At 37.4% G+C, this 22,298-nt stretch carries 23 protein-coding genes; 15 read left to right on the forward strand and 8 right to left on the reverse strand.

What is annotated here, in order from left to right; all coding sequences use genetic code 11:
- The first annotated feature begins 63 nt into the window (after positions 1–63).
- On the forward strand, positions 64–900 hold the full coding sequence (locus tag FFJ24_RS23160) for an N-acetylmuramoyl-L-alanine amidase (RefSeq protein ID WP_138819484.1): 837 nt from the start codon (positions 64–66) through the stop codon (positions 898–900).
- A 274-nt stretch (positions 901–1,174) separates the two neighbouring features.
- Here the strand turns inward: FFJ24_RS23160 and FFJ24_RS23165 are convergent, their stop codons facing one another.
- Entirely contained in the window at positions 1,175–2,830 is a 1,656-nt protein-coding gene (locus FFJ24_RS23165; RefSeq protein WP_138819485.1) for a glutamine--tRNA ligase/YqeY domain fusion protein, read from the reverse strand.
- A gap of 113 nt (positions 2,831–2,943) precedes the next feature.
- Here FFJ24_RS23165 and FFJ24_RS23170 point away from each other — a divergent pair, with 113 nt between their 5' ends.
- From FFJ24_RS23170 to FFJ24_RS23200, 7 genes are all read left to right on the forward strand, one after another.
- Positions 2,944–3,366, forward strand: coding sequence for a cobalamin B12-binding domain-containing protein (locus FFJ24_RS23170; RefSeq protein WP_246862687.1), 423 nt, complete (start codon positions 2,944–2,946; stop codon positions 3,364–3,366).
- A gap of 3 nt (positions 3,367–3,369) precedes the next feature.
- On the forward strand, positions 3,370–4,149 hold the full coding sequence (locus FFJ24_RS23175; RefSeq protein WP_138819486.1) for an enoyl-CoA hydratase/isomerase family protein: 780 nt from the start codon (positions 3,370–3,372) through the stop codon (positions 4,147–4,149).
- A 148-nt stretch (positions 4,150–4,297) separates the two neighbouring features.
- On the forward strand, positions 4,298–5,713 hold the full coding sequence (locus FFJ24_RS23180) for a sigma-54 dependent transcriptional regulator (RefSeq protein ID WP_138819487.1): 1,416 nt from the start codon (positions 4,298–4,300) through the stop codon (positions 5,711–5,713).
- Positions 5,714–5,777: 64 nt separating this feature from the next.
- Positions 5,778–6,827, forward strand: a complete 1,050-nt coding sequence (locus tag FFJ24_RS23185) for an AI-2E family transporter (RefSeq protein ID WP_138819488.1) — start codon at positions 5,778–5,780, stop codon at positions 6,825–6,827.
- A 71-nt stretch (positions 6,828–6,898) separates the two neighbouring features.
- On the forward strand, positions 6,899–7,165 hold the full coding sequence (locus FFJ24_RS23190) for a YtxH domain-containing protein (protein ID WP_025142262.1): 267 nt from the start codon (positions 6,899–6,901) through the stop codon (positions 7,163–7,165).
- Between the two features lie 52 nt (positions 7,166–7,217).
- Positions 7,218–7,595 (forward strand): phage holin family protein, encoded by a 378-nt coding sequence (locus FFJ24_RS23195; protein WP_138819489.1) that lies wholly within the window; start codon positions 7,218–7,220, stop codon positions 7,593–7,595.
- Positions 7,582–8,019, forward strand: coding sequence for a hypothetical protein (locus FFJ24_RS23200; RefSeq protein WP_138819490.1), 438 nt, complete (start codon positions 7,582–7,584; stop codon positions 8,017–8,019). Before FFJ24_RS23195 ends, FFJ24_RS23200 begins: the two co-directional genes overlap by 14 nt.
- A 173-nt stretch (positions 8,020–8,192) precedes the next feature.
- Here FFJ24_RS23200 and aspS read toward each other — a convergent pair whose 3' ends face one another.
- Positions 8,193–9,938 carry an aspartate--tRNA ligase gene (gene aspS, locus FFJ24_RS23205; RefSeq protein ID WP_138819491.1) on the reverse strand — a complete coding sequence of 582 codons (1,746 nt, stop codon included), beginning with the start codon at positions 9,936–9,938 and terminating at the stop codon, positions 8,193–8,195.
- 132 nt (positions 9,939–10,070) lie between these two features.
- Here aspS and FFJ24_RS23210 point away from each other — a divergent pair, with 132 nt between their 5' ends.
- Together FFJ24_RS23210 and FFJ24_RS23215 are read left to right on the forward strand one after the other, a co-directional pair.
- Positions 10,071–10,400, forward strand: coding sequence for a type II toxin-antitoxin system HigB family toxin (locus tag FFJ24_RS23210; RefSeq protein ID WP_138819492.1), 330 nt, complete (start codon positions 10,071–10,073; stop codon positions 10,398–10,400).
- Between the two features lie 2 nt (positions 10,401–10,402).
- Positions 10,403–10,612, forward strand: coding sequence for a transcriptional regulator (locus FFJ24_RS23215; RefSeq protein WP_138819493.1), 210 nt, complete (start codon positions 10,403–10,405; stop codon positions 10,610–10,612).
- A gap of 194 nt (positions 10,613–10,806) precedes the next feature.
- On the opposite strand, the gene FFJ24_RS23220 is transcribed toward FFJ24_RS23215, so the two are convergent.
- From FFJ24_RS23220 to FFJ24_RS23235, 4 genes are all read right to left on the reverse strand, one after another.
- Positions 10,807–11,376 (reverse strand): Crp/Fnr family transcriptional regulator, encoded by a 570-nt coding sequence (locus tag FFJ24_RS23220; protein ID WP_138819494.1) that lies wholly within the window; start codon positions 11,374–11,376, stop codon positions 10,807–10,809.
- Between the two features lie 31 nt (positions 11,377–11,407).
- Positions 11,408–11,632 carry a DUF2798 domain-containing protein gene (locus FFJ24_RS23225; RefSeq protein ID WP_138819495.1) on the reverse strand — a complete coding sequence of 75 codons (225 nt, stop codon included), beginning with the start codon at positions 11,630–11,632 and terminating at the stop codon, positions 11,408–11,410.
- Positions 11,633–11,749: 117 nt separating this feature from the next.
- Positions 11,750–12,328: a DUF6882 domain-containing protein gene (locus FFJ24_RS23230; protein ID WP_138819496.1), complete on the reverse strand. Its 579-nt coding sequence runs from the start codon at positions 12,326–12,328 to the stop codon at positions 11,750–11,752.
- A gap of 12 nt (positions 12,329–12,340) precedes the next feature.
- Positions 12,341–12,745, reverse strand: coding sequence for a hypothetical protein (locus FFJ24_RS23235; protein ID WP_138819497.1), 405 nt, complete (start codon positions 12,743–12,745; stop codon positions 12,341–12,343).
- 406 nt (positions 12,746–13,151) lie between these two features.
- Here FFJ24_RS23235 and FFJ24_RS23240 point away from each other — a divergent pair, with 406 nt between their 5' ends.
- The 5 genes from FFJ24_RS23240 to FFJ24_RS23260 all read left to right on the forward strand — a co-directional run bounded on the left by FFJ24_RS23240 (position 13,152) and on the right by FFJ24_RS23260 (position 19,654).
- On the forward strand, positions 13,152–15,842 hold the full coding sequence (locus FFJ24_RS23240) for a carboxypeptidase-like regulatory domain-containing protein (RefSeq protein ID WP_246862688.1): 2,691 nt from the start codon (positions 13,152–13,154) through the stop codon (positions 15,840–15,842).
- A 119-nt stretch (positions 15,843–15,961) separates the two neighbouring features.
- On the forward strand, positions 15,962–16,723 hold the full coding sequence (locus tag FFJ24_RS23245; RefSeq protein WP_138819498.1) for an enoyl-CoA hydratase/isomerase family protein: 762 nt from the start codon (positions 15,962–15,964) through the stop codon (positions 16,721–16,723).
- 137 nt (positions 16,724–16,860) lie between these two features.
- Complete coding sequence (locus FFJ24_RS23250; protein ID WP_138819499.1) at positions 16,861–17,736, forward strand: SDR family oxidoreductase; 876 nt, start codon at positions 16,861–16,863, stop codon at positions 17,734–17,736.
- 128 nt (positions 17,737–17,864) lie between these two features.
- Complete coding sequence (purD, locus tag FFJ24_RS23255) at positions 17,865–19,136, forward strand: phosphoribosylamine--glycine ligase (RefSeq protein WP_138819500.1); 1,272 nt, start codon at positions 17,865–17,867, stop codon at positions 19,134–19,136.
- Positions 19,137–19,147: 11 nt separating this feature from the next.
- The gene (locus FFJ24_RS23260) at positions 19,148–19,654 is read left to right on the forward strand and encodes an SMI1/KNR4 family protein (RefSeq protein ID WP_138819501.1); all 507 of its coding nucleotides are present in this window, start codon (positions 19,148–19,150) and stop codon (positions 19,652–19,654) included.
- 69 nt (positions 19,655–19,723) lie between these two features.
- On the opposite strand, the gene FFJ24_RS23265 is transcribed toward FFJ24_RS23260, so the two are convergent.
- Positions 19,724–20,869 carry a TlpA disulfide reductase family protein gene (locus FFJ24_RS23265; RefSeq protein ID WP_138819502.1) on the reverse strand — a complete coding sequence of 382 codons (1,146 nt, stop codon included), beginning with the start codon at positions 20,867–20,869 and terminating at the stop codon, positions 19,724–19,726.
- Between the two features lie 176 nt (positions 20,870–21,045).
- Positions 21,046–22,206 carry an ATP-binding protein gene (locus FFJ24_RS23270; RefSeq protein ID WP_138819503.1) on the reverse strand — a complete coding sequence of 387 codons (1,161 nt, stop codon included), beginning with the start codon at positions 22,204–22,206 and terminating at the stop codon, positions 21,046–21,048.
- Positions 22,207–22,298: the final 92 nt, after the last annotated feature.

Here is a 22,298-nt window from a genome sequence, read left to right on the forward strand (position 1 = left end):
GTTTGATGCATTGGGCGAAGTTTAAGATAACTTTGTAACTTCAACTTGCTAACAATTCATACCATGTTATTTTCCAGGTCATCAAAATCATTATCTATTTTCGCCTTTTCCATTGTACTTATTCTATTTGCCTGCGGAAGCAGCAAATACGCCGCAACAGAAAAAATATATAAGGAAAAGGCAAAGGGTTTTTCGAAAATAATCAACACCACGCCACCAATTGGTCAACTTTACGATTCATTAGGACCAACAAACCAGGAATGGATTGGTTCTGTAAATTTTGGGATACGTAAGCCAAATTTTGTGGTGATTCACCATACCGCTCAGGATAGTTTGGCACAAACTATAAAAACATTTTTCTCAACTAAAGCAGGTACCAGTGCGCATTATGTGATTGGTCGCGATGGAAAAGTAGTGCACATGGTTAATGATTATTTACGTGCAAACCATGCTGGTGTAAGTAAATGGGGAAAAGATACCGACCTGAATTCTTCATCAATTGGCATTGAACTGGATAATAACGGCTTAACAGATCCCTGGCCTGATGCTCAGATCAACAGCTTGTTAAAGTTGTTGGTTACTTTAAAGAAAAATTACGGGATCCCTACTGCAAATTTTATCGGCCATGCTGATATTGCACCTAAACGTAAAAACGATCCAAAAAACTTCCCCTGGAAAAAAATGGCCGATAAAGGTTTTGGTTATTGGTATGATGATGTGCTGAAAAACCCACCAGCAGATTTTAATACCGAAATGGCACTAAAGTATATCGGTTACGATACAAGCAATCTGCCAGCAGCAATTACCGCTTTCAAAATCCATTTTATCCAGAGTGATATTACGCCGACCTTAACACCAGTAGATATATTGGTACTGTATAATGTATATACGAAGTATTAAAAGATGGACAATGTAAGAGGGATGATGGAATGAGATTAAAAATCAGAAATGCGGAGGTCTGAGATTTAGGAGCAAAATAACCTGTTAGGCCTACATTATGCCACTTCTTTGCTATTAATGATGGAAAAAATAATGGAAGATGTAAAATGGATGATGGGATTATCTAGCGCATAAGTCACCAATGACTAATGAACCAGTGAGCTAATAAAAAAGCACAGACAAATCACATTAATCTGTGTTCATCTGTGCCTATCTGTGGTAAAAAAGCAAAAAACTAGTTTGGCTTCTTAAATGTATCTTTAAGTGTTACTGTTCTATTGAAAACCAATTTATCGGCTGTAGAATCTTTATCTAAACAGAAATAACCTTTACGGATAAACTGATAACGGCCATCTAAATCTGCATCAGCTAATGCCGGCTCTATATAAGCATTAGGCAATACCGTTAAACTTTCAGGATTTAAATAATCTTTAAAGTCGCCTTCTTCTGCATCTGGTGTTTCTGAAGTAAATAAGCGATCATATAAACGGATTTCAGCAGTTTTGGCATGTGGAGCACTTACCCAATGGATGGTTCCTTTAACATTTACGCCGCTGGTGTCGTTTCCACTTTTCGATTCGGGAATGTAAGTACAACGGATTTCAGTAACATTTCCGTTTTCATCTTTCACAAAATCTTCGCATTTAACAATATAGGCGAACTTTAAGCGAACCATTGCACCAGGAGCCAGGCGGAACCATTTTTTTGCCGGCACTTCCATAAAATCTTCACGTTCTATCCATAGTTCATTGCTAAAAGGGATCACACGCGTGCCACCACCATCTTCAGCCTCAGGATTATTTTCGCCGATTAAATCTTCAGTTCCTTTTTCGTAATTCGTAATCACCAGTTTAATCGGATCTAAAACCGCCATTACCCGGTTAGCCGTTTTGTTTAAATCTTCGCGGATACAAAATTCCAATAAACTTAGCTCAATTAAGTTTTCGCGTTTGGCAATGCCAATACGTTCGCAAAACTCGCGGATGCTCTTTGGTGTAAAGCCTCTTCTGCGCAAACCACTAATGGTAGGCATGCGCGGATCGTCCCATCCATTTACTAAGTTTTCGTTAACCAGTTGAAGAAGCTTGCGTTTACTCATTACCGTGCTGGTAAGATTTAAGCGGGCAAATTCATATTGCTTAGAAGGGAAAATCTCTAATTTTTCGATAAACCAATCGTACAGTTCACGGTGTGAAACATATTCCAGTGTACAGATAGAGTGCGTAATGTTTTCGATACTGTCACTTTGTCCATGAGCAAAGTCGTACATTGGATAAATGCACCATTTGTTGCCTGTACGGTGATGTTCTGCGTGTTTGATACGATAGATAATCGGATCGCGCATTAACATATTCGGACTGGCCATATCTATTTTTGCTCTCAAAATATAAGCGCCATCGGGAAATTCGCCATTTTTCATTTTCGTAAAAATGTCTAAATTTTCTTCAATGCTGCGGTTACGATATGGGCTGTCCTGTCCTGGTTCAGTTGGTGTACCTTTTAAGGCCGCAATTTCATCTGCAGCGCTCTCATCAACATAAGCCAAACCTTTTTCGATCAGCTTAAGGGCAAAACCATATAACTCATCAAAATAATCTGAGGCATATAATTCATTTTTCCAGTTAAAACCCAACCACCTGATATCTTCCTGCTGACTGTTTACATATTCTGTTTTTTCTGTAACCGGATTGGTATCGTCAAAACGCAGATTGGTATAGCCGCCGTATTTTTGTGTTAGTCCGAAATTTAAGCATATTGCTTTCGCGTGGCCAATGTGTAAATAACCATTAGGTTCAGGCGGAAAACGCGTAACCAAAGTTTCATACTTACCACTATTTAAGTCGTTCTCAACAATTTCTTCAATAAAGTTCAATGACTTCTCTTCACTCATAAAAACCTGTAAATTAGGAATGCAAATGTAAAAAGATTAGTCCAATTCTACTTGTTTTAGTTAATGATTAATTTGAGGACCAAAATTGATACATTTACATCAACTTAATATGAATGATGAGCAAAGTATTAAATCGGCCTATCCGCGTTTTAGTAGCTAAAGTTGGATTGGATGGCCATGACAGAGGGGCCAAAGTAATCGCAACATCCTTAAGAGATGCCGGCATGGAAGTAATTTATACCGGCCTGCGCCAAACACCGGAAATGGTGGTGAATACAGCGCTTCAGGAGGATGTTGATGCCATTGGAATTTCTATTCTATCTGGGGCACATATGACAGTTTTTCCAAAGATTATTCATTTTATGAAAGAAAAACAGTTAGATGATGTGTTGTTAACCGGAGGGGGGATTATCCCTGAAGCAGATCGGTTGAAACTGGCAGATATGGGTGTTGGGGAGCTGTTTCCTCCAGGTACCACAATGGCCAGTATTGTACAATATATTCAGGATTGGGTAACAGAAAACAGAAATTTTTAAGCTATGGCATATCAAAATTTAATCTCAGAAATAAAAGAAAACATTTTATACGTGACCATCAATCGCGAAAAGGCGCTAAATGCTTTAAATAAAGATACTTTGGCAGAACTTGCGGATGTAATTGCTTATGCAGGTAAAACCGACCAGGTAAGAGGTGTTATTTTAACCGGAGCAGGTGAGAAGGCCTTTGTTGCAGGAGCTGATATTAAAGAGTTTTCTGATTATAGCGGCAAACAGGGAGAAGATTTAGCAAAACTTGGTCACGATCAGGTTTTTAATGCTATTGAAAATTCCTCAAAGCCATTTATTGCAGCAATCAACGGATTTGCTTTGGGTGGAGGACTGGAGTTGGCTATGGCCTGCCATATACGCATTGCATCTGATCATGCTAAATTAGGTTTACCTGAAGTTACTTTAGGGTTGATTCCTGGTTATGGGGGTACCCAGCGCCTCACCCAATTGGTTGGAAAAGGTAAAGCAATAGAAATGATTACGACAGCAAATATGATCACGGCTTCATTGGCAGAAAAAATAGGCCTTGTAAATTATGTTGTTCCGCAGCCTGATCTGATTAGTAAGGCTGAAGAAATACTGAATGCGATTAAGCAACGTGCACCGCTGGCCATTTCGGCTGCAATAAAGGCTGTAATAGCAGCCGTAAATGACAACAATGGCTACGCTACCGAAATTGAAGAATTTGGTAAATGTTTTGAAACAGCCGATTTTAAGGAAGGCGTAACAGCGTTTGTTGAAAAGAGAAAAGCAAATTTTTCTGGAAAGTAGTACTGATGTAGTATTAATTTTACTTTTTGCATCACAAAAATGTTGCAAAAGCTTTTCAATGCAAATTTTTTTGAGTAATTTGTTATTTAATTATTAACCCTTGTGCATTTATCGCCGCATATGGGTTTTTATAATAATAACGCTGCTCATGAAAAAGATACTCATTGTTGACGATGAAATTAGCCTAGGCTTATTGCTTTCCAAATTTTTAACTAAAAAAGGATTTCAGGTTTCGAATGTAGCAACAGGTAAAAAGGCTTTACAAGCCCTTGAAAAAGAGCATTTCGATTTGGTATTGTGTGATTATCGCTTGGATGATACAGATGGAAAAGAGATTTTAATCCACATTAGGGAGAACTATTCAAAAACAGGTGTGATTATTATTACAGGTTACTCGGATATTAAACTTGCAGTAGAATTGATAAAACTTGGGGCTTACGATTATATTGTGAAGCCGCTCTACCCGGATGAAATTTTAAATACCATAAATAAAGCCCTGGAAACCCAGGGAGTACTAAAATCTCCTGAAAACTTTGAAAGTATTAGTGGCAATGTCATTTCAGATGTTTTAAATTGCCCCGAATATATAAATGGGGAGAGTGAGAGTTCTGCTTTGTTATTAAAACAAATCCAGCTCATTGCAAAAACAGGGTATACCGTTATTTTAACGGGGAAAAGTGGGACTGGGAAAGAATGCGTTGCTAAAACCATTCACCTAAATAGTTCGCGTAGCGAAAAGCCTTTCATCGCTATGGATTGTGGCTCTTTAACTAAAGATTTAGCCGCCAGTGAATTTTTTGGACACGAGAAGGGAGCATTTACCGGAGCAGCTTTTACTAAAATTGGTCACTTTGAGCAGGCTAACGGTGGTACGTTATTTCTTGATGAAATCGGTAATTTGTCGTATGAGATCCAGGCAACTTTACTAAGGGCTGTTCAGGAGCGGAAAATAAAGCGTATTGGAAGTACAAAGGAAATTGAGCTGGATGTGCGGCTTATTGTAGCTACAAATGAAAATTTAAAAGAAGCGATTTTAAAGGGTGCATTCAGGGAAGATTTATACCACCGCTTTAATGAATTTTCTATACATGTTCCTTCATTAAAACACCGGGATAATGATATCCTTATTTTTGCCGGGCACTTTCTGGCCACAGTAAACAAAGAACTGAATAAGAATATTAAAGGCTTTTCTGATGAAGTGAAGAGATGCTTATTAGCATACAATTGGCCGGGTAATGTACGCGAGCTGAAGAATGTAATCAGGCGTATTGCTTTATTAACTGATGGTGATTGGATAGAAACTCATGTTTTACCGTTTGAGCTTGGAAGGACTGATTATGCTAAAACACCGTTCGGAAAAAAAGCGCCTTTTTTGCCACTAATATTAAATCATGATCAATCAGTTAGTTTACGAAATGCTGCCAAAGAAGCTGAATATTCCGCTATTTTAGAAGTGCTGAAAGCGGTTAATTTTAATAAAACCAAGGCTGCAAAAATCTTAAATATCGACAGAAAAACATTGTACAATAAAATTAAATTTATTGACGTTGGTGATGGACAATAAATTTTAAATAAGGAAAACAAAATCAGCCATTTTAGCATTTAAAGATTAATCCTATTATCTAAAAATGTCAGTATTCTCTTATAAACAACGCAATAACATTAACCTGGTTATTATTATTGCGCTTGGGGTGTTAATTGCATATTCCTTGCAAAGTATTTTTAGCGCCATTTTAAGTACTTTGGTACTTTATACGATAATGCGGCCAGCCTATATCTATTTAGCAGAAAATAATGGCTGGAACAGAAGAGTAGCCGCTATTTTCCTTATTGCCATCTCTATCATCCTTATTGTAATGCCTTTTTATGCATTAAGTAGTATGGTTATTAGCAAAATTTCGGAACTGAGGAACAATGAGGTTTTTTTCAGGAACTTACTGGTTAAATTACAGCACCTCATTCCATTTAAAATCAACCAGGATCTGATTCAGGAAGGATTAAACCGTTTAGGGAATTGGGCCACTCAGCTTTTTCCGTCTTTAATATCAAGTGCAGTAAATATTGTATTAAGCTTACTGGTGATGTACTTTTTACTCTACTTTATGTTAATAGAGCGCGAAAGATTCGAATTTTCATTGATTAAATATGCGCCATTCAGGGAGCAGAATGCCCTTCGTTTTGGCGATGAAATGAGAAATACCACTTATGCAAATGTATTGGGACAAGGCCTGATCTGCCTCGTTCAAGGTTCGCTCGTGGGACTCTCTTTTTATGTATTGGGTTATAAAGACCCGGTGTTTTGGGGGGTAATTACAACATTTATTTCTTTTGTTCCTGTTTTAGGTCCTCCTGTTGTCTTTGTTCCTGCTGCGATATTGCAGATTGCAAACGGAAATAATTTTGCTGGCTGGGCCATGCTTATTTTTGGTTTTGTAGTCATTATCAATATCGATAATGTGCTCAGGTTTATCATCGCAAAAAAAGTTGGCAATATTCATCCCATAATTACAGTAATTGGCGTAATTATTGGTATCCCTTTATTCGGAATATTGGGCCTTGTATTTGGTCCGCTGCTGTTATCTTATTTTATATTGCTGGTTAAGATTTACGAAACCAGTACACTTGCATCAGAAAGATTGGAAAGAATTAAAACAAATGATGAGCATAGTGAGTTATAATATAACTTAACAACAAATAATGTAGTAATTTTATATTGTACATAATTGTTAACCCTTAAAATAAATTGATTATGAATGATAACTCAAAAGTTGTAGTTGCGCTTTTAGCAGGATTAGCTGCAGGTGCAGCGCTAGGAATTTTGTTCGCACCAGATAAAGGTGATGAAACCCGTGATAAACTAAGCCAATCGTTAAAAGATCTGGGCGATTCTATCAAAGATAAAGCTGCAGATGAGATTAATAATCTGGCTAGCCTGAAAGATAAAGTTGTAAGCTCGATTAAAACCAAATTGAGAAGCGTAGAAGAAGAATATAGCGACGACGTAGAGCACGCCTAATAAATAAATATTGCATGGCCGGGTATTGGTCCGGCTAAATCTCATCTGAATTATGCAGGAGAATAAAGATAAAAGTGTTGAAGATCTTGTAGACGATGCCAAGGGTTTTTTAGAGGCCAGGGTAGAGTATACCAGGCTTTATATTGTAGAAAAAGCATCGAAAATTTTTGCCGATCTGGTAACTAGTACTGCAGTTATAGTTTGCTTTATTTTAGCCTTTTTGTTTGGCTCTGTAACTTTGGCGCTGTATGTATCAGACCTTTTAGGCAGTTATGCAGGAGGCTTTGGCTGTGTTTCCTTGTTCTATATTTTACTGGCGATAATTGTTTATTTGACCAAAGACAAATACATTGAAAAAGCAATTATCAATGTAGCAATTAGAAAATACTTTGATAAACTTGCAGATAAGGAGGAAGATGAGAAGCTATAAAGACATCCGAAACTTAGAAGACCTGCAGGCTAGAAAATTAGAACTTAAGGTTGAATATACGCTTAAGCAGAATATGCTTAAATCGGATACAAAAACTTTCTTTAAGCAGTTTACGCTTGGTGCGTTGATTAAGCGTTATGCCACCCCTAATAATCTGTTCAAAGCAGACGAAAAATTAAATATCAGTGGTACGGCAATGTCATTGCTTTTGCCGATGGTGATGAATAAAACCATTTTCAGAGGTGCCGGGTTTTTAACTAAAGCGGCTGTGGGATTGATTTCAGGAAAAGTAGGTAAATCATTAGATGCAGAACACTTGTCAGCCATTTTTAACTCGGTTAAAGGTTGGTTTGGCAAAAAGAAAGAAAAAAAGGACAAAAAGTTTATCGATTATGGTATCCCGCCAGATAGTGAAACGTATTAGTTTAATGATTCATTAGTGAGCGAAAACACAAAAATGAACTTTAAAAATAAGCCTCAGAGTTTTTACATTCTGAGGCTTATTTATGCGTTTCGTCACCCTGGATTTATTTCAGGGTCTTCTTAAAAGATGTTGAAATAAATACAATAGTTATCGGATCAGCATGATGGATTTGGCTATAAATCCGTCTTAATTTTCAATTCCTTCAATTGTTTCTCATCAATTGTACTCGGACTATCAATCATTACATCTCTTCCAGAGTTGTTTTTAGGGAAAGCAATCACATCACGGATCGAATCTAAACCTGCGAAAATTGAGGTTAAACGATCGAAACCAAAAGCAATTCCGCCATGTGGAGGTGCGCCAAATTCGAAAGCATCCATTAAGAAACCAAATTGTTTTTGTGCTTCTTCTGCGCTAAAACCCAAATGTTTAAACATTAAAGCCTGTAATTCCCTGTCGTGGATACGTATCGATCCGCCACCAACTTCAGTGCCATTGATGACCATATCATAAGCATTAGCCCTTACGTTTTTAGGATCGGTGTCTAATAAGGCAATATCTTCCGGTTTTGGGGAAGTGAACGGATGGTGCATCGCGTGGTAGCGTGCTGTTTCTTCATCCCATTCTAAAAGTGGAAAATCCAATACCCAAAGGGCAGAGAATGTATTTTTATCGCGTAAGCCCAAACGGTTACCCATTTCTAAACGAAGTTCGTTTAACTGCTTACGTACTTTATCGGTAGAACCTGCTAAAATCAATAATAAATCGCCTTTTTCTGTTGAAAAGGCTTCGCTCCATTGTTTAAGGTCTTCTTCGTTAAAGAATTTATCTACTGATGATTTAATGGTTCCGTCATCGTTATGACGGGCATAAATTAAACCAGTAGCACCAATCTGCGGACGTTTAATAAAATCGGTCAATTCATCCAGTTGCTTGCGTGTATAGCTTGCTGCTCCTTTAGCATTGATACCAACAACTAACTCAGCGTTATCAAATACAGGGAAACCTTTTCCTTTTACAAGATCGTTAAGTTCTACAAACTGCATAGCAAAACGGGTATCCGGCTTATCTGAACCATATAAACGCATCGCATCTGCATATTGCATACGTGGAACCTCTGGTAAGTCATAATTACGTACTTCTTTAAATAAAGTACGAATCAAACCTTCAAAAGTATTTAAGATATCTTCCTGCTCAATGAACGACATTTCGCAATCGATCTGCGTAAACTCCGGCTGACGATCGGCTCTTAAATCTTCATCCCTGAAACATTTTACAATCTGGAAATAACGGTCGAAACCCGAAACCATCAACAATTGTTTAAAGGTTTGCGGCGATTGAGGTAAAGCATAAAACTCACCCTCATTCATGCGGCTAGGCACTACAAAATCTCTTGCGCCTTCTGGTGTTGATTTAATTAACACCGGCGTTTCAACCTCTATAAAATCTAAAGCATCCAGATAACGGCGAACCGATTGTGCCATTTTATGACGTAAAACCAGGTTATTGCGCACCGGGTTACGGCGTAAATCCAAATAACGGTATTTCATACGCAACTCATCACCACCATCCGTTTCATCATCGATCATAAACGGTGGTAATTTTGCAGCATTTAAAATCTCTAATGCCGAAATTTTAATCTCCACGTCGCCGGTAGCCATTTTTGGGTTCTTGTTGCTTCTTTCTACGACGGTACCAACCGCTTTAATTACAAATTCACGGCCTAAAGTACGTGCAGTTTCGCAAAGCTCACGATTATCGTCCATGTTAAAAACCAACTGGGTAATACCATAACGATCGCGGATATCGATAAAAGTCATACCGCCTAAATCTCTTGATTTTTGTACCCAACCACATAACGTAACACTTTCGCCTAAGTTATTTAGGTTTAATGCACCACAAGTTACTGTTCTTAACATATATATAATCTAAATTGAGCGGCAAAAATACCGATTTTGTTTTAAAGTTGATGCTATAGCTGAAGGTTTTTGGGCTGGATTTTTAGGATATTAAAAGTTTGCATTTTGAAAACTTTTAATTGCATTTGATTAATGAAAATTTTAGTGAAGAAAACCATATTGTATGATGTTAAAACTTATCCTTTGGCAGAAATACCATTATTGGTTTGGTTTCATGAATTTAGCAAGATACACTTTGATAATTTTAATCAGCTAAAAAGTGTATATGGAAATGCAAGTATTGTAGCGAACAACCGGGTTGTTTTCAACATCAAAGGCAACGATTTTAGATTGGTTGTGTCTGTAAATTTTATACAGCAGGCCTATTATGTGATCTGGTTTGGAACACATAAGGGATGTGATAAAATCGATGTTGAAACAATTGCCTTCGACACTAAAATTTTAACAGATAATGATCTGTAACGATGAACTGGAAAATATTAAAAAACGAAACCGATTATAATAAAGCATCAATGAGATTGATGGAAATTTTTCATGCCACACCGAACACACCTGAAAGTGATGAGCTAGAATTATTACTTGTTCTGATAAAAGATTTTGATGAAAAAAATTATCAACTACCAGAATTAGATGCCTTAGAAGTAATTAAATATAAAATGAAGGAAATGGGATAAAAGCTAAAGATTTAGAACCTATAATCGGAAGCAAGGGACATGTATCTGCGGTATTATCAGGAAAGAGAGATATCACTTTGAAGATGGCTCAAAAACTTAAAGACTATTTTAGCATTCCCTCTGACGTATTTCTTCATTCTGCATAGATACGTTTGGAGAAAATAACCTGGCAGACTTAAAATTGTACCCTAAATTTATGCTTTTGATTTTAATCTGCTCAGTGTTTCCTGAGAAATATTCAGATAAGAGGCAACCATTTTGTTCGGCATACGCATCACCACGCCTGGGTTTTGGGCGAGCAGCTGGCGATAACGTTCAGTGGCATCGAGCGTAATAAACGACATCAGCCTATTGGTGTTGGTTACATACGCATATTCCAGGTAATGGCGGTAAAGTTTCTCCCACTGGGGGATAATTTGAAGCAGGTGATAAAAATCGTTTTGAGAAATGTAATATAGGTTCGTATCTTCTATGGCCTGCACAAATTCCTTTGAAGTTTCGTTGGTAATAAAACTAACCAAAGCAGTAGCAAACTGGTTTTCGAAAGCAAAATGCCTGGTAGCTTCGGTGCCACCTGCTGTTAGGAAAAAAATACGTAAGCAACCTGTGTCAACAAAGTAAATACGCTGACTTGTTTCGCCGGGGCTGATCAGGATTTCGTTTTTCTTTACCTGCATCATCTTAAAAAAAGATAATACTTTTCCTAACTCCTCATCGCTGATGATAATTTTGTCTCTGATATAACTGGAAAGTTGTTCGTGCATTAAGTTAGTATTAACCAAATGTAACAATGTTTTAGGTTTTAGAAGTGATCTTTTCTGCCAGTTTCCGTGCGTTTGGAATAATGATAAAGGCTGAGAAATAAGCTACAGGCAGCATCACGCTCCAGGCTTGTAAGAATTTGAGGAACCAACCTTCGCCAAAACCATAGTTACGCATTAAACCCACAAAGGCCATGATTAATGTCATTGGGATAACCACGAAAAGTGTGTTGATGTGTTTGAAATGTTCTTTTTTCATTTTGAATTTTTAATACGCCAAAGTTGCGGGTATTAAAAAACTTAACCTTTGATGTAGGTCAAAAAATGAAGGAACCTTCAATTTAAGTAATATGACAAATTTTAATGTTATTATTTTTTACGATTTTTTCTGGGGTAAGGAATCTATAACTGTAATTTTTTTAAACAGCATAAATGAAAATAATTTATTATCCCGCCCAGGGACTCTATAGACACCTTTAGCTTTTAAAATATATGCGGAAATTGCAGCCATATCCCAGCCATCTACTATATCAGCAGACCATTCTGCATTAAAGAGACTTTTAAAACCTCTTTTAATGCCATAAGATCTAACCAGTGTAATTTCTCTTTTTACATTTTCTTCGATGGAAGAATTGCCCCAAGCCCACAGCCATGTATTTGATGTTAACGAAACGGATCCAACTTCCTCATAGTCAATAATAATTTTTTGCATCCCCTTACTGCTAAATATGAGTTTGCCAGTTGATTGGTCGTAATCCCATCTTTCATACTTTCCAATTTTATATTTTTCTTGGCAATAGGTTTGCTGGTTTTTGAGATATTTGCATGAAATTTTTGAGAGTTGTTCGAATGAAACCGTATCTAACGGATTGATTTTTTTTGAAGTAGATCTATTATTACAATTCGCAAAAAACATTGTAAGTATTATGATATAAAAAACCAATTGCTTAAGCATACAAACTAAGATTTAGTATTTCTCCTCCAGCACAATTTCAATGGCAATTACTTTCCATTCTCCTTTGATATTTTTCCAATGGTAAATTTCTTCCGTCTGTATGGTCTGTTTTTTAGAAAAAATAAGCAGCTTAGGTTTTAAAATAACCGATTTACGGGCAATTTTTTCGGTAAAAACGTCATCTTCTATAGATGATTTTATCCGGTAATGACTGGTATGGATTTCTTTAGCACTGTTGAAATACTTTTTTAAATCAATGGTAAAATCGCGTTTAGTTATGGTTGATTTTTCGAAAGGGGTAAAACTAAAAGCATCATCAAATATGGCCATGTAAGCCATTAAATCTTTATTTTCTAAAGCCAGGTTTGCTTTTTGGTGTAGCTCGTTAATTGCTGAAAGGATTAAATCGGTTTCCATGGCATGAAGTTAATGGTTTGTATCAGGGTTTTCAAATTTATGATGATTAGGGGGCTAATTTTCCACAAAAGGACAGGAATGCCCATTTCCTGGTAATTCATCATTTTTCATTTAGAATGAAGGGCGGCATTTCATGGGTGCTGAAGTCCCGAGATTTGTTATCGTCCCGAATATAGCATAAACCGGTGCTTAAATCGGGAGCTGCTCATTTCCAAATCACTTGACATGCAAGTATATTTTTTCACGGAAATGAAATGCAGCTTATAATGCTCTGCCATTTAATAAATAAAGCGTTTTTATAGAGGTTAACTAAAAACTTAGAAGTCAAACTAAATTTCATCGTAACTTCATAAAAGTATGCCTTAGGTTTTGTACCTTGACACGTATTTATTTGTTGCCTAATCACATGAAACTCAAAATTACTCTCGCAATCAGTTTTCTATTCCTGCTTATTGTTTTTGGTGCATTTAAAATGGATGATGATCCATTTAGTCAGCTCTTGCAAAAACTCGAAGATTACACCAGTAAATATCCTCAAGAAAAGGTCCATCTTCATTTAGATAAGCCTTATTATGCCATTGGAGATGATATTTGGTTCAAAGCCTATGTGGTGAATACCAAGATCTCGGCTCCTTCCGACATCAGCAAAATCCTGTATGTAGAGCTGATTAATGAAAAAGATTCGCTAAAAAAAATGGTTAAATTACCCATTATGGGTGGAATTACCTGGGGTGATTTTAAGCTCACAGATTCGCTAGCTGAGGGTAATTATAGAATTAGGGCCTATACCAGTTACATGCGGAATTTTGGCGCCGAATTCTTTTACGATAAGACAATTAAGATCGGAAATAGCTGGGCTAACAAAGTTTTTACAAAAACCACTTATAACTTTACAAAAGAAAACAATGCCGATAAGGTTACGGCCACAGTTCATTTCGAAGATAAAAATGGCGTAGCTTATAGCGAAAACGAAGTGAGTTATGATGTGCAGTTAGATTACCGCTCGGTGAGCAAAGGAAAAGTTAAAACCAGTTTAACGGGCGATGCGGTGATTAATTTTACTAATAGTCAGCCGTTTCAAAATAAATCTGGAAAAATTATTGCAACCATAACGCTTGATAATAAACAAAAGGTGATCAAATCTATCCCGATTACTTCAACATCTAATGATGTAGATGTACAGTTTATGCCAGAAGGAGGGGCCCTTGTTGAAGAGCTGCCGCAAAAAGTGGCTATCAAAGCGGTTGGCTCTACCGGCCGTGGTGAGGATGTTCAGGGCAGCATTGTAGATGAAACGGGAAATGAAGTTACTTCGTTTTCTACCAATTACCTGGGCATGGGAAATTTCGTGTTTAATAGTCAGGCAGGTCGATCTTACTCAGCAAAAGTTAAGTTTAAAGATGGATCTGAAAAGATAATTAAACTTCCGGTAGCCGCTAAAAGCGGATATGCACTCTCTGTAAATGCGCTAGATACTGGTAAAGTGGTCGTTAAAATTATGGCCAGTGCCGATCTTGTAAATGGAGCTGAACTAAAAGTTGTGGCCCAGCACGGAGGCAATGTATATTATGGCTCTAAGGCTAAAATGGACAAACAGGTACTGGTAGCAAATATTCCAAAAAAGAACCTTCCAGCCGGTATTGTTCAGTTTACATTGTTTTCGAGCACTAATCAACCTTTAGCAGAGCGTTTGGTTTTTATAAACAATAAGGCCGAACTAATTGATGTATCGCTTAATGCATCCGGAGTATCTGCCTCAAAAAGAGGAAAAGCAGCTTTTACTTTCAGTGCAAATAATGATAGCAAGCCTGTTTTAGGTAGTTTTTCGGTTGCGGTTACCAACGCAACAAAAGTTACCCCTGATGAAAACAATGAATCGAATATACTCACCTCACTGTTACTTACCTCTGATCTGACCGGATATGTAGAGAATCCTAACCATTATTTTTTAAAAGATGATCTTCAAACACAAAAAGAACTCGATAACCTCATGCTTACCCAGGGCTGGAGAAGATTTCTTTGGAAAAATATTATCAATAATGTTGGTCCCAATATCACCTATAAGCCCGAACAGTCTATAAGCATTAGCGGAACGGTGATGAAGGGTAATAAACCTGTACCTGGTGGGAAAGTAATGCTGATGGCCACAAAAGGAACCATGTACATTTTGGATACGGTAACCAATGCCGAGGGAAAATTTGTTTTCGATAATTTAAGTTTTGGCGACAGTACAAAATTTGTGGTTCAGGCAAGGACTAAAACAGAGCGCAAGTTTGTAGATATTAATCTTGATATTGTTCCCGGGCAGATTGTAACCAAGAATAAAAATGGAGCCGATATTGATATCAATGTGAATAATACTTTGATGAAGTATATTAAAGAAAGTGATAATTATTTTAATGAGATGACCCGCTTAGGCTTGCTGGAGCGGACCATTAAACTCGACGAGGTCACGATTACTGAAAAGAAAAATCCAGCGAAAAATTCATCCAACTTAAACGGTGCGGGTAGGGCCGATTTTATTATGACGGCCGATCAGTTATCCACCTGTGTTACCTTATCTCAATGTTTGCAGGGCCGTTTACCAGGTGTAATTTTTAGAAACAATGTACCATACCTGATGCGCAGTCAAGATACGCCGATGCGTATTATCGTTGATGGGATGCAAATGGAGGCCGATTTTCTGGATAACGTTACGCCTAATGATGTAGAATCTATTGAGTTGCTAAAAAGTATTGGTAATACTGCTATTTATGGTTCGCAAGGCGGTGGAGGTATAATTATTATTACCACTAAACGCGGCGACGGAGGTAGAAGTACAGAAAGATATGCGCCTGGAATTGTAACATTTAACCCTAAAGGATTTACTATTTCAAGAGAATTTTATTCGCCAAAATATGATGCAGCTAGCTCAGGCAACAGGTCTGATTTAAGAACAACCATTTATTGGAATCCACAGGTTGTTACAGATAAGGACGGAAAAGCACAATTCGAATTTTATAATGCAGATGAGCCAGGAACCTACCGCGTAGTATTAGAAGGAATAGACGCTGCAGGGCATTTGGCAAGAAAAGTTTACACTTATGATGTTAAATAGAGAAAAATAGATAAATTTGAATTAGTATGCATGCATAGTTTATGCTGCGGTATATTTATCTTGATACTCGATACTTAAACCTTGATACTGAATATTCAAATCTTGATACTATTTAAAATATGAATACAATAAAAGTAAGTGTTAAAGATCGCCTGGCAATTATCACATTAGACAGAGGAAAGTCGAACGCTTTAAACCGCGAACTGATTACCGAACTGGATGATATGCTTAAAAATATTGCCGCTGATGATAACATTGGCGGTGTAATTTTAACCGGTACAGCACCTTTCTTTTCTGCAGGATTGGATTTGGTAGAACTTTATAATTATAACGAACAAGAAGCAAAGTCATTCTGGGAGTTGTTTTTAGGTTTTACGGCAAATATGGTTTCTTTTAAAAAGCCAATGATAGCCGCAATTAGCGGGCATAGTCCGGCCGGTGGTTGTGTGATGGCCTTAGCTTGTGATTACCGGGTAATGGCAGAAGGACAATACATTATTGGATTAAATGAGGTTCCGGTAGGTATTATCGTACCCAATAGTATTTTTCAGTTGTATGCCTTTTGGATCGGCAAAGCCGAAGCCACCCGTAGTTTGCTTTCCGGTAAGTTGTATAACCCCGAAGAAGCTTTAAACGTCGGTTTGGTTGATGAACTGGTGAAAAATGAAAGTTTGTTAACGGCTGCAGAGCGTAAGATTAAGAAATATATGGAACTCGAAAGCAATACCTGGTCACAAAGTAAAGTGAGTATCCGCGAAGAACTCATTGCTGCGGTATCTGCTGATCAATCTGCTACGCTAGAAAAAATGTTGGCACAATGGTGGTCACCTGCAACGCGCCATATTTTAAAAACAATTTTAGCTAACCTGCAGAGAAAGTAATCAGTTTGCAGTTGTCGGTTTCCAGTTAGCAATTTACGAACTTCTACAGTTAGCCAATCACAACAATTAACCGATCAACCATTCCCAGCAATTTAGCAATAAAACAATCTAAATAATTAACCAGTTAACCAAATATTATGTTCAATTATAATGCACCCATGCTCAGAGAAGACGCTTTAAAAGGAAAAACCATTGTAATTACAGGTGGCGGAACGGGGCTTGGGAAAGCGATGGGCGTTTATTTTTTGAAGTTAGGCGCTAATTTAGTGATCACCAGTCGTAAGCAGGATGTATTACAAAAAACTGCCGATGAAATGGAAGAAAAAACCGGCGGCAAAGTATTGGCTGTAGCTTGCGATGTGCGGGACATTGAACAGGTGGAAAATGTATTGGCCAAAACTTTAGAAAGATTTGGCTCGGTTGATGTATTATTGAACAACGCTGCGGGTAATTTTATATCGCCAACAGAACGGTTATCAGCCAATGCCTTTTCATCCATTATCGATATCGTTTTAAAAGGAACTATTAATTGTACACTTACCTTTGGCAAACATTGGATTAAGGAAAAACAAGCAGCAACAGTTTTGAATATCATTACCACTTACGCTTTTACAGGCTCTGCTTATGTTGTGCCATCGGCCTGTGCAAAAGGTGGTGTGTTAGCACTAACAAGATCTTTGGCAGTAGAGTGGGGTAAATATGGTATCCGTACCAATGCGATCGCTCCTGGCCCATTTCCAACTAAAGGTGCATGGGAGCGTTTATTACCTGGCGATTTAGCCAAAAAATTTGACTTTAAAAACCGGGTGCCGCTAAAAAGAGTGGGCGATCACCAGGAACTTGCCAATTTAGCTGCATTTCTGGTAAGCGATTTTTCAGGCTACATTAATGGAGAAGTAATTACTATTGATGGAGGCGAATGGTTACAGGGTGCAGGCCAAATGAATGGCTTAGAGGCAATCCCGAACGAAATGTGGGATATGCTTGAGCAAATGACGCGAAGCGCGAAGTAAGGTAAGATGAAGATGGATACTGTAAGACGGGAAATGAAGGCGATCCATAGGTACATCATCCATCTTACCTTTTCCCTCATACATCTTTTTCCATTTTCCCTCTTACATTTTTATTTATCTTTGCCGATATGAATATCTTACTTTTAGGTTCAGGCGGCAGAGAAAGCGCATTCGCTTGGAAAATGAGCCAGTCTTCGCACTGCGATAAACTAATTATTGCTCCAGGTAACGGTGGTACAGGAGCTTATGGTACAAACATCAATATCAATGTAAACGATTTTGATGCCATTAAAAAATTAGTGCTTACCGAAAATATCGGACTTGTTGTAGTTGGCCCTGAAGAACCTCTGGTAAATGGTATTCATGATTTTTTCCTTGCCGACAAGGCCATTGCGCACATCCCGGTTATCGGGCCTAAAAAAGAAGGGGCCATTCTGGAAGGAAGCAAAGACTTCTCAAAACAGTTTATGGAGCACCATGGTATTCCTACTGCGGCTTCAAAATCTTTCACGCCCGAAACTTTGGAAGATGGATTGGCTTATCTGCAAAACCATGCTTTGCCAGTTGTTTTAAAGGCCGATGGTTTGGCAGCAGGTAAAGGAGTATTAATCTGTACCGAGACCATCGAAGCCCAGGAAGAATTAAAACTGATGCTTGGCGGTAAATTTGGTGCAGCTGGGGCAACGGTAGTGATTGAAGAATTTTTAAGCGGGATAGAACTTTCGGTATTTATTTTAACTGATGGTGAAAATTATATTACATTACCTTCTGCTAAAGATTATAAGAGGATTGGCCAGGGCGATACTGGTTTAAATACTGGTGGTATGGGCTCGGTTTCGCCGGTTCCTTTCGCCACACCAGAATTTTTAGCTAAAGTAGAAGAACGCATTATTAAACCAACAGTTGATGGTTTAAAGAAAGATAATATTGATTATACAGGTTTCATCTTTTTCGGACTGATTAAAGTAGGTGAGGAGCCATTTGTAATCGAATATAATGCACGTATGGGCGATCCTGAAACAGAGAGTGTGATCCCTAGAATTGAGAACGACTTAGTAGAACTTTTTTTAGCTACAGCCAACAAACAATTAAATCAGGTTAATCTGGTTATTTCTGAGCAAACAGCCGCTACTGTAATGATTGTGGCAGGTGGTTACCCGGGCGATTATCTGAAAGGTAAAGCCATTTCAGGAATCGAGAACTTACGTCATTCGAATGCCTTCCATGCCGGAACATTGTTAGAAAATGATGTGGTGAAAACAAATGGAGGAAGGGTAATTGCAATTACCAGTTTACAAAAAGATTTGTTTACTGCTTTACAATCGGCGACTGCTGATGCCGGGAGAATTTATTTCGACGGGAAATATTTCAGGGAAGATATCGGGTTTGACTTGATTTGAGAGAATATAAGTTGAAAAAAATACTCAGGGAGATTTCCGAAATGGCGATTAAACTAGGAGAGTTTAGTTTTACAACTGAGCAGACCAAAACAAAATGGCTTGGCGATCAACCTGCCACTCCAGCCGAAATACAAGAAGCTGAAACAAGATTGGGGGTAACGCTTCCAGTGGATTATAAAGAATTTCTGTTGATTACCAATGGATTTACTACACTAAATGAAAATGTCGATCCATCGTTTTCCAAAATAAGTGATGTAGCATTTCTAAAAGATGTTGATCCACAGTTAATCGAAATCTGGACAGAAAATGTTGAGTTGCTGGAGGGGGCCATTAAACTGGCCAGAAGCATTGTGATCGGTGGCTTAACCGAAGAACAATATTTTCTTTTAATTCCACCAGTAATCGAAAATGCCGATTGGGAATACTGGAAATTCGCGTCATGGATTCCTGGAGAACATCCTTACCAAGGACTTGAAAATTATTTCATTAACTTATTGGATTTCTTAAAATCTGCTTAATAGTTTTTTCCTGTAAAACAAAGAAAGTCCCAATTTTTAGTTGGGACTTTCTTTGTTTTGAATGCTTTTTTATTTCGATTTACTTCCTAATAATTCTTGAAGTTTATCTTGTAAAGCTTGTTCTCTTAAGCCTTTAGCAATAATTTTACCTGTTGGATCAATTAAGAAATTGGCTGGAATTGAGCGGATACCATACATTTGAGCTACTTCGTTCTCCCAAAATTTTAAATCAGAAACATGTGTCCATGTTAATTTGTCATCTGCAATTGCTTTTAACCAGGCATCTTTTTTACCCGGACGGTCTAAAGAAACACCTAAAACAGTAAAGCCTTTATCTTTAAACTTATTGTAAGCTACTACCACATTTGGATTTTCCTGACGGCATGGTCCGCACCATGAAGCCCAGAAATCTACCAGTACATATTTTCCTTTAAAATCAGATAATTTAACGGGTTTACCATCAGGGTCATTCTGGGTAAAATCCATAGCCATCACACCTACGGCTGTTTTTCTTCCTGCCTCGAATATTTGAGCAATTTTTTTGCCCGTGTAAGTTGCCTTAAGCTCAGGTGATAGTGCATTAAAAGTCTTCTCTGCTGCAGCCGCCTGATCTGGATCTGAGGCTAGCTCATTAATTGAATTTAGGCTAATAAATGATTTTGGGTTGCTGTTAGCAAACTGCAATAACAATGGAGTCAGTCCTGCAGCTTCTTTTTCATAACGAGCGCCTAAAGCCTCCATAACGGCCTTATCTTGTTTTTGCTCTGGTGTATAAGCCGCATATTCTGCATTAATTGCAGCAAGTTTATCTGCTACAGGTTTAGTTAATGCTTTTAATTTAGCTGCATCAGCATTAACAGCGGAACCGGTAATTGTTGCTTTTTTTAATGAATCTGCTGCAGATAGCTTTATATTTCCTGGCTCTACGTATAACGATAGTGCATCTAATTTCTCACCCTGTGCCGGACGATTAACATAAGGGTTTTTGTTTAAGAAAAGACTTCCCTGAGCAGGGCTGGCTAATGTTCCTTTAAAAGCAAAAGCACCGTTTGCTACAATTGCTGAGTCGGTAATGCTTTTACCTTCTGTTTGATATATAAGGTAGACCTTATCTCCGGTTTTTAGGCCCTTTATGTCACCATTAACTGTAAATGGCTTCTGTGCCAATGCTGCAATTGGCAATAAAGCCATTGCTGATAATAATAATTTTTTCATCTGTATAAAATTGTTTTCATTAGTTATCATGATTTGTTGATTTTACTTTTTGATTTTGAAAATCATGATGTTTTTATGAGGTTGGTTAAATCCTGTCCAAATATAGAATTCTGTATCGCTAAAACGTAAATAGCTGTGTAAAATTATGATGGACTGTTTATTAATAGCGTAAATGTTTATTTTATCGATTTCCAGCTTAATATTTTATACTGACTACGTTTTTGGTTCTCCAAACCTCCATAAATTAATGTTTTTTCCACTTTTTTTGGGCTGGCATTTAACTCAAATTTATCCAGGTTTTTGAATAAATCAGAAGTGATGGTTTGCGTAGCTTTGATTTCAAATGCGGAAAAGCCGTTGTCTGTTGGCAGGAGTAAATCCACCTCGTTGGTATTGCTATCTTGCCAAAAGTAATATTCGTTATTTAAAAAGTTATGATAGTTTTGCTTCTCGAATTCCGCAATTACCATATTCTCGAAAATATTTCCTTTCAACCTATTTCCTATTAAGGCTTTACCGGTTTTAATTTTTAGTAAATGGCACAGTAACCCTGAATCGTAAAAGTAGAGTTTTGGTGTTTTTACCAAACGCTTATTAAAATTTTCATAATATGGCTGTAAAAGGTATATAATATAGCTGCTTTCTAAAACTGAAAGCCAATTTTTTGCTGTTGGCTGTGATATATTACAGGTGTTAGCCAATGCGCTTAGGTTAAGCAACTGTCCGGCTTGATTAGCACATATTCCAATAAAAGTTCTGAATGTCTTTAAATCTTTAATATTTAGAAGTTCAGTAACATCTTTTTCTACATAGGTTTGTATATAATTAGAAAAATATACATTAGGTTCTATATCGCGATCGTAAATAGCAGGATATGAACCCTTAATGCAAGCTTCAACAAATGAATCTTCAAGTAGATCATTGGTTTTAAGTTCAGATAAATCGAAAGGTAAAAGTTTAAATAGTGCTACTCTTCCTGCAAGACTTTGTGTGATGCCCTGCATTAAATGAAAATTTTGTGAACCTGATAAAATAAACTGACCCATCATTTTAGACTCATCAACAATGTTTTGAAGATAAGAAAAAAGCAATGGAACCCTTTGTACCTCATCAAAAATCACCTTGCGGTTATATTCATTTAAGAAACCATTAGGATCTTCTGTTGCAAAGGCTCTGGCATCTGGGTTTTCAAGCGAAATATATCTGTAATCACTAAATATATGCTTTAGCAATGTGGTCTTTCCCGATTGCCTTGGGCCAGTAACAGCAATAATGGGGAATTTGCTTTTCTGAGCCTGGATGTATTTGGCTATATGTCTTTTAACTAATTTTTGCATAGTTAGTTGTTTAAACAAAAATACAGCAAAAAGTATCGATATACAACAATAACTTTGAAATTACATGGCTTCTACTTTGAAATTACATAGCT

This window comes from Pedobacter sp. KBS0701, assembly GCF_005938645.2.
GTDB lineage: Bacteria > Bacteroidota > Bacteroidia > Sphingobacteriales > Sphingobacteriaceae > Pedobacter.